Origin of the sequence: Chryseobacterium soli, assembly GCF_000737705.1 — a bacterium.
Taxonomy (GTDB): Bacteria; Bacteroidota; Bacteroidia; order Flavobacteriales; family Weeksellaceae; genus Chryseobacterium; species Chryseobacterium soli.
This window is the reverse complement of sequence record NZ_JPRH01000023.1, coordinates 1-8,475: the sequence shown is the minus strand read 5'-3', so window position 1 is coordinate 8,475 and position 8,475 is coordinate 1. Positions and strand designations below refer to the sequence as shown.

Below are 8,475 nucleotides of genomic sequence, written 5' to 3'. Positions count from 1 at the left end.
AGAGAAAAAAACAGGAAGGAAAACATTCCCTTCTGGTTATAAACAATGTAAAGTGTAAAATTATAAGTCGTGCATTTGCCGTTATAGGAAGAAACGAAGCTTTTGTAAATACTTATAAATTTGCAACATAATTTTAACAAATTTTTATTGGTTTTTATCATAGAATGCGGCAGCGAGAGAGACGCTCGCATTAGCTGAAGATTAGGAATTTACAATTTCATAACCTCTCTTTGTAAATTCTTGGTAAAAGTCATCAAATAAAATGTTATCCGAAAAATACTCTTTAAAGTTTTTATATCCTTTTATCTTTAAAATTGGCATTTTTTCTCTTTTTTTAATTGATGCACTAATATTAATTAAACAATCTATAAATGAATTGATTTCGGTTCCAAAATAACCATATGAATTAAAAAAAGCATTTCCGATTTCATAGTAAAAATCCAAATCAGTTTTAACTTTTGATAAGTCAAGTATTATGATGGGATTTATATTGTCTATAGTTTCCCTAACTCCATTTAACAAATAGCATCCTCTCAAATAATAATATTTTTGTTTATTATTTAATTCATACCATTTTATTTTTTCCTTTTTATCGGTAAGAAGTTTGAAGTTATCAACATATCCCTGATTATATATCCACAAAGGATCATCAAGAGTACCTGTTAGAATAATTTCTTGGGTTTTAATTGAAATATCTGAGACATTAAAAGAATAATCATTTTTAAAAGTTTTAAAAGATACTCTGATGATTATGTCCTGCTTTGAGATTTCTCCAAATTGCAGATTGATAAATTTAATATCATCCCTTTTAATAATGGTTTTGTCAAAACCTTTTTTTCGAGTGAGTTTTATGTATTTCGTTGACAATAAAGTTTTTTCTCCTAATAAAAATTCTATTTTCATTATTTAAAAAATGTTATTGTGAATTGTCTATTTCAAAACCGACTCTTTTGAACATTTCATAAAAATCATTAAATAAAATATTATTCGCAAAATACTTTTCAAAACTTCTATATCCCTTAATCTTTAAAATTGGCATCTTTTCTCTTTTTTTTATTGAACCAATGACACTAACTAAACAATCTCTGAAAGAATGAAATTCAGTCCCAAAATAACCATATGAGTCAAAAAAAGATTTCCCGATTTCATAATATACATCCAAATCTGTTCTTACTTTTGATAAATCAATTATGATTGTCGAATCAATATTATCAATAGTTTCTTTAACTCCATTTAACAGATAGCATCCTCTTAAATAATAATATTTTTGTTTATCATTTAATTCATACCAATTTATTTTTTCTTTTTTATCGGAAATAAGTTTGAAGTTATCAATATATCCTTGATTGTATATACCCAAAGGATCATTAAGTATTCCCAACAAAACAATTTCGCTTGTTTTAATTAAAATATCCGAAACGTTAAAAATATAGTCATTTTTAAAGGTTTTAAAAGAAACTCTAATTATTAAATCTTTCTGAGAAATTTCTCCAAATTGTAGATTGGTAGATTTAATATCATTTCTTTTAATAACTATTTTATCAAAATCTTTTTTGCTAATTAACTTTATATATTTTGTTGACAATAAAGTCTTTTCTTCTAATAAGAATTCTATTTTCATTTTATTACCGAACTTGTTGGTATTTGTATAATTTTTGTATAATCATGATTAATAACTAACCCCCATCTTCCATCTGGGTGTTGAACAATTCGACTACTATTTAATCCAATACTACCAGGAACATCTTTTATTTTCCATTCCAATGCTCCAACCCATTTAGGACTTATTCCTGATCTATTTTGTGTTATGGCAGGCAATCCAAATTCATCAAGTTGTCTAACACCTCTTCCTGCTAAAATTTCGACCATATCTTCTGTCACTGTTTTTGGTAAGTTTTTGGGATCAATTCGCAACGTTCCGGCTCCCCAGATTTTCGACATTGCTACTCTTGAAAGAGCTTTTTTTTCTAAACCTTCGGCTGCCGCTTCAGGGTTGATAAAAAGCATAGCAGCCAATCCCACCGTTTCCCTTTCTTCTGCATAAGGTCCTACACCAGCATTACCAATTGCAGAATAAGGATCTACATTACCAAATAAAACCGCAGAAACAATCTGCCATGCTGAAATAGATGACTCTTGTTCGGTAATTTTTTCAACAGGGCCAACTTCTAAATTACCTGAGCTTTTTTTACCAACTCCAAAAATACTTTTAATGAAATTTTTAATACTACTCCATGTGCTATTTTTACTTGGTGTTCCTTTGGTATTAGAGCCATCTCCACCACCGCTTCCGGCAAGCATCGTTGCTCCGGCAAAACCTGAACGTGGTGCATACTCAGAATTTCTAAACCAACTGGATCCTTCAATAGTAGTAGCCGGATCAAAATCCCAATGCATCACATCTCCAGCATCATTGTACATCTGTGGCTTTCTTCCATCCGGATCTACAAAACTTACAGGATTATTAAAGGCATAATTATACGGAGAATACCTTCTCATCTGCTCGGCCAAGGGATCCATAACTCCCCATCTTCCTAAATCTGGCATATAAAATCTTGCTCCATAGTCATACATTCCAGTCTCCTGAAGCTCTTTACCATTGTACTTGTAATTGAAATAACTTCCCAGTTCGCCACTATTGCTTCCACCGATATGGTTCAGACCAAAAGGATAATAATTATTGACATCCGTAACTTCAAGATCTCCTGCGCTGTTTTGGGCAAAACTTACTCTCGCATTTCCGAGGTGGTCTCTATACTGGTAAATATAACGGTTTTCTTTGAAACTATAAAATCCTTCTGAAGTAGGAACAAAATCAAGTTCCCATTTACTGACAGGTCCAGCGATCGTTCCAAGATTTTTGTAAGCCTGTTCTTCATAAGCAGCCCCAGTCTTACACCATAAACATACGGAAGAAGATTCCTGATAGCTATACTGAAAACCATCCAGATAATCTGTTGTATTAGTCTGGTTAATGCTTCCTTTTACACCGCCACTTTTATAGATTTTACGAAGCTTCGTTCCGTCTGCTCTATACAGATAGTCAATCGTGAAATTAACCGCAACACCGAGCGGGCCCATCTGGCTGATCGACATTGTTTTTGGCAGGCTAAGGTAATTATAATCAATACCCTGGATTCCTTTATCCTTCATATCAATCATATTACCATTCAGATCATAAGCAATTTGATTATTTCCACCTTCATACCCTGTATCGTTCAAAGAATTTTCTATCACTTTATCGAGTCGGTTTCCGGTATACTGGTAAACCAGATCATCAACCTGCGTTGAAGTGGTTCCAAAAATTGGGAAAGCATTTCTCTTTAAAGTTTTGATATTCCCGTTCAGGTCGTAGGTAACATTTTCGTTATAATTGTTATTATATGGTAATGCTGCATTCGGCTCTGTATAGATCGCATCTTTCAGCCTACTGAGACCGTCATATCCGTAGGTATATCTTTTCAACACATTCTCTGACGAGGACTTCCAGTCGATTTCTGTAATATTCCCATTGAATTTTCCAGTTGCAATATTGGTGTACTGCGGATTCTGATATTTCAAGGCATACCCAAAAAGGTCGGAACCCAGATTTTCAGGATCATTGATTTTCGTTGTCCATCCCCGTACATTATAAGTATAATCAATTGTCTGTAATGGCTGTGCAATATTAGTTCCGCCTACTTTCTTTTTAACCAATTGAGAAAGTTCATTGTATTCATTTTGAGCCAGAATCTCTTCAGTATTTATGTCTACTTTATGCTTTTGCACCAGCAGCCTTCCCTGATTATCATATTGATAGTTCTGGGTAATGAGTTTTTCAGTATCTGTACTCAGTCTTTTGTGATATACTTTTGTCTGGTTCACCAATCCTGAAAAATCAACATCAGATTCTGTCTTGGTATACCCTCCTAAATGGTTGATCGTTTGAGATCCTACAAGCCTTCCTTTCGTATCATACCAATTATAGTTCTTGGTCCAGTTATCATCTTCTATATTTTTCACCATACTCATGACAGGAACACCTTTGGTATTCATATCAGCAGTCATATTATCCGTCAGAATCTGACTTCCATACACGCTTGAAGGCACAGAAGGATTAAAACTGTATGATGGATAGGTGTCATAATAATTGACACTCAGCAGCTTAAAATTAGTTGTAGGGTACGCTGTATTATTAGTATAATACACATCCATACCACTGTTATTCCAACTGGCAGAACTTCTGACTTCATTATTAAAGGCTAGTTCCTGTATTGCATTTACCTGCTGGATTCTGCCTGGAGGGCTGTCTAATATTCCTGTATAGATTGGTCTTGAAAACTGATCGTATTTAGTAAAAAACCATTTTCCTTGTGCTCTCAAATTGGCATCCTGCGTTAAAACCAATCGGTCTGCTTTATCATACACCATATATTCCCAACCTTTACCGGGAATCTTTTTCTCTACTAAGCGACTCCCTCCGTCATACCTGTACTGATAACATAACTTTTCCAAAACGTCCGGAGTTACTGAAACATTAGCTGCTAAAGGAGGCAGAACATATACTAAATGACCATATTCGTTATACACATAATAGGTATCGGTAACATCCGCAGTTCCTACTCCTTTTTTTACCAGAATAATCTGTCCCTGTTTGTTTTTAAATTCAACAGATACATTTCCATCTTCATCTGTTGCAGTATTCTTCGTCAATGTATTGGCAGGATAATTCCCCAAAAAGGAAAGTGCAGACTCTGTTCTTCCTTCTACCCATGTGGTAGAAACGGTATACTTTTTCACCTCACTTTCTGTATTGGCATTATATGCCAATGTAACAGGATGGCTCTGCCATTCCTGTCCCGGTGAGATTTGGCTCAATGGGCGGCTTAAAGGAGATTTTTCTAATATCGTATGTGAGAAAGGACGACTGTCACCATATACAGTAAGCGCATTACTTTTTACTGTAGTACTGTCCTGTAAAGCGCCTCCCATCGTCGACATCGGTACCGGAAACCAGCTGTCGACTGATCTTCCGTAGCTGTCATAAGGAATGTGCTGTACCATATCTTTCCCGGTCGGGGAAGATTTAATGCTGATGGACTGGTATGGTCTTCCAAAGCTGTCAAAATACTGTACATTTTCCGACGCTTTGGTACAATCGTCATTGAGACAGTTTTTGCTGTATATATAATTTTCTGTATTCGTAAGGCTGGTCTGCGCGGTAAAAAAAACTGCAGACAGTATGCCGAATATGCTTAAAACTTTTTTCATCTTTTTACTGTTTGTAGTTATATTGATATTCCTTTAACTTTTTGTACACCACATCTCCGGAAGCATCTTTTTCCATTTTTTTGACAGTCTTCAGCCTTCCGCTGCCATCATATTCATAAATCTCGCGCTGCCCATTAGGAGTTGTTGTTGTGGTAAGTCCGATTAATGGGTTATAAGTATATACGGTGATCTGATATCCAGTCATAGCACTATCTTTTCGAAGATTATCCAATGCAGTGATCAAAACGCTCTCTGAAGCCGGGTTGATATTATCATCATTAGAGGCCGCAATTACTGCAATGACCAACGGATTATCTTTGATATCATCATACCGGGCACCCTCTATTTTAGCAATAACCTGCGTTTTATTATATCCATACAGGAATGATGTCGGAAGTCCTGCCACTGAAGTAAGCTGTACCAGATTTCCTTTTTCATCATAAGCATCTGCTCTCATCACCTGTTTCATACTTCCATCACTTATACTCGCTGCAAAAGCAGAAGTGGGTAGTAATAAAGAAGTATTTTCATATTTTGTAACTGATTTAGATATCGTCTTTCCATTCTTTTTTTCTTCTGTAATAACAGGAATACCCGTCATATAAGCTGCTTCAAGATGATTGTATCCGGAAAGCCCATTCGGATACGTCATGAATTGTTCTGAAGTATCTCCGTCTGCGAAGCTTTTAGTATAATAAGGTTTAAGGTTCGTTGGACTTACCCAGGTTTCAGATCCTGTTTCCAGCATACCGCCACCGGTAAAAAACGCTTTATTGTTCACCATACTTTTTTTAATATAAGCAGGTTTTGACGTGATTTTATAACTTCCTGTAAAACTATAATCTTCATCTGAGTATTTATCCAATTCATAATCGTATAATTCCGCAGTGAGCAATGTATTCTGCTCATCATATGTTTCTTTTTTAGACATCAGCCCGCTTTTAGTGACATTATAATACGGCCAGAAATATTGTGGTTCTAATGCAGTTCCTCCATTCTGTTGTTTGGGATAATCGTCCGGAGTTTTAAATGAATACCGTACAGATCCTTTTCCTGCTTCCGATACTTTCACACTTTTATACAATGCATAACGTACAAGCACATCCTCTTCACTGTCTCTTTCATTGTCGAACATATAACCACTTGCACTGTTAGGAAGATCAAAAGAATCATACCCATAATTCACTGTTCTATATGCATTGGCATCAGTACTATTTTTATAGTACTTTATATTTTGTATTCTTGTCTGACCTGAAGGATTTGCATTTCTAAAGGGACCAGGGTGGAGCTTGACCTCAGAAGCCCAAAAATTTCCTGTTCCTACAGCCCCTCCTGTAGACACAAATTCAAGGGTATAATTTCCCGGATAATTATTTAGAATGTATTCTTTGTAATACAATATATCCTTTATAGTAAAGGTCGGGATAATAACCTCACTACCTCTTTTCAGGGTAATTTTCAGGTTGTCTACTCTTGGTTTCGGGGGGAACCCTGGGAGTGTTGGGATTACTGTATACTGGTAATCAGAAATATCCAGGAGGAATTTAAAATTCTTTTTTACAGAAGGATCACCAGGGATAGTGAAATTATATTGCAATGACTGATTGGTATCAATGGATGCAGTAGCCATTGTAAACCAATATTGTATCGTAGGATTATAAATTGAACTAGTTCCTTCAAGACTTGCCAGATAGGCCGGATCATTATAATTAAAATAGGTTTCACCACTTTCAAAATTATATTCAGTAACAGCTCCTGTTGGAGAAATGGCCCTTTTCAGTATTCCTTCTCCTGAAGGGGAATTATATACCCAACTATTCTTTTCAATCAGAGCCCCGTTTTTGTCATTCTTGAATACTGAATTCAATATTCTGAGCTTATTGGAAGGCTCCGTTCCTTTTGAAACCATGGTATAGTTAAAGACATAAGAGAAGAGTTCCTCTCCGGCAGGATTTTTTAAACTAATCTTTTGAAGACTGTACGGATCACTGACCGCCTTATCCGTTGTTTTTTTAGGCTCCAACGTGTCATCATATACATAATTAAATGCAACCTCACCGCTTCTGCTGGTGATTGCTTTGAGCTTATTCTGGAGGAATATAAGATTGGTTGTACTGGTGCCTTTATATTTTTTTCGCTCATCATAACTCATGACAGCTGCTTCTACACCTATCGGATTCAATATTTTCGTCAGATAGTATGCTGTTTTATATTCTTTGCCTGAGAAAAGATCTCCGCAATTGTATTTTGCCAGATCTGTCTTATCAAAAAAATATTTGTAGCCATTGTCTGCCGTAACGGTAAAGCTGTCTGCTTTAAAGGTAGCTGTATTACTGTTTCTTACATATTCTATCTTCGCATGATTCGGAGTAAGATTAACTAAAGAAAAAGTATTATTAATGGTATCTCTTTTTATTTTAAACTTACCGGAAAGGCCAGGAAGATTATAGTAATACAAATCGTCAAATTCATTTTTTTTATAGGAAGGTAATGTTGGATTGTCATAACATTCATCCAGATAATTGATCACTTTTTTATAAATTACGCCTGCTCCAAAAAAGGACCACCCGCCTCCTACATCACTTATCACTTCGTCTTCTTCCCCAATATTTCTTACATTATAACTTAAACTCAGCGGCCAGCTAACTCCGCCATCTGAAATAGGAGCACTCAACAGTGAGATCCCAATATCCGGAAGTCCTGAAGACAGTGACACTGATACATCTGAATATTGTGACATCGCCGCCATAGAAGGAGAAGCTATTGGAGTGGTTACCATATCTCCTACTCCGGCCTGTGCATATCCTTTCTGCATCCCAAGGATGAAAAAGAGACACAGCATCATCGTTTTTATATACTTACTTGATTTCATTATTTTCAATCGTTTATTTTTTAATCAATTTTGCATTTGCTGTTTTATTCGTATCCGTTTTCACCACTACCAGATAAGCTCCCTGAATTAAATTCTGAGTATTGATTTTGGTGATTTTGTTTTTGGTGTTTAGTGTTTGGAGTTGTCTGCCGCCCATATCATATAAAATGATTTCAGCATTTTTAAATTCAAAGCCGGTTTCTACATAGGCATAATCCGTTACCGGATTCGGGTAAATTTTAATCTCCTTTTTTTCGATCAACTTATCAATCTGGCTGTCTCCAAGCTTTACGATCTTCCAGTTCTCTTTTCCAAGCTCTTCGGCGCTGGTTCCGGCCAGTATAATGGAACCG

The 8,475-nt window shown here is 35.6% G+C and carries 5 protein-coding genes; all 5 read right to left on the bottom strand.

Annotated elements, in window-relative coordinates; genetic code table 11:
- Positions 1–201 precede the first annotated feature (201 nt).
- A complete protein-coding gene (locus tag IW15_RS21755; protein ID WP_034715723.1) occupies positions 202–903 on the bottom strand; it encodes a hypothetical protein in 702 nt (233 codons plus the stop codon).
- A 13-nt stretch (positions 904–916) separates the two neighbouring features.
- Positions 917–1,621, bottom strand: a complete 705-nt coding sequence (locus IW15_RS21750) for a hypothetical protein (RefSeq protein ID WP_034715721.1) — start codon at positions 1,619–1,621, stop codon at positions 917–919.
- On the bottom strand, positions 1,618–5,250 hold the full coding sequence (locus IW15_RS21745; RefSeq protein WP_051882310.1) for a DUF6443 domain-containing protein: 3,633 nt from the start codon (positions 5,248–5,250) through the stop codon (positions 1,618–1,620). Before IW15_RS21745 ends, IW15_RS21750 begins: the two co-directional genes overlap by 4 nt.
- 4 nt (positions 5,251–5,254) lie before the next feature.
- Entirely contained in the window at positions 5,255–8,122 is a 2,868-nt protein-coding gene (locus IW15_RS21740; protein ID WP_117584594.1) for an RHS repeat protein, read from the bottom strand.
- A 13-nt stretch (positions 8,123–8,135) separates the two neighbouring features.
- Positions 8,136–8,475, bottom strand: a 340-nt coding sequence (locus IW15_RS21735) for a T9SS type A sorting domain-containing protein (protein ID WP_034715718.1), incomplete at its 5' end; no start/stop codon positions are given.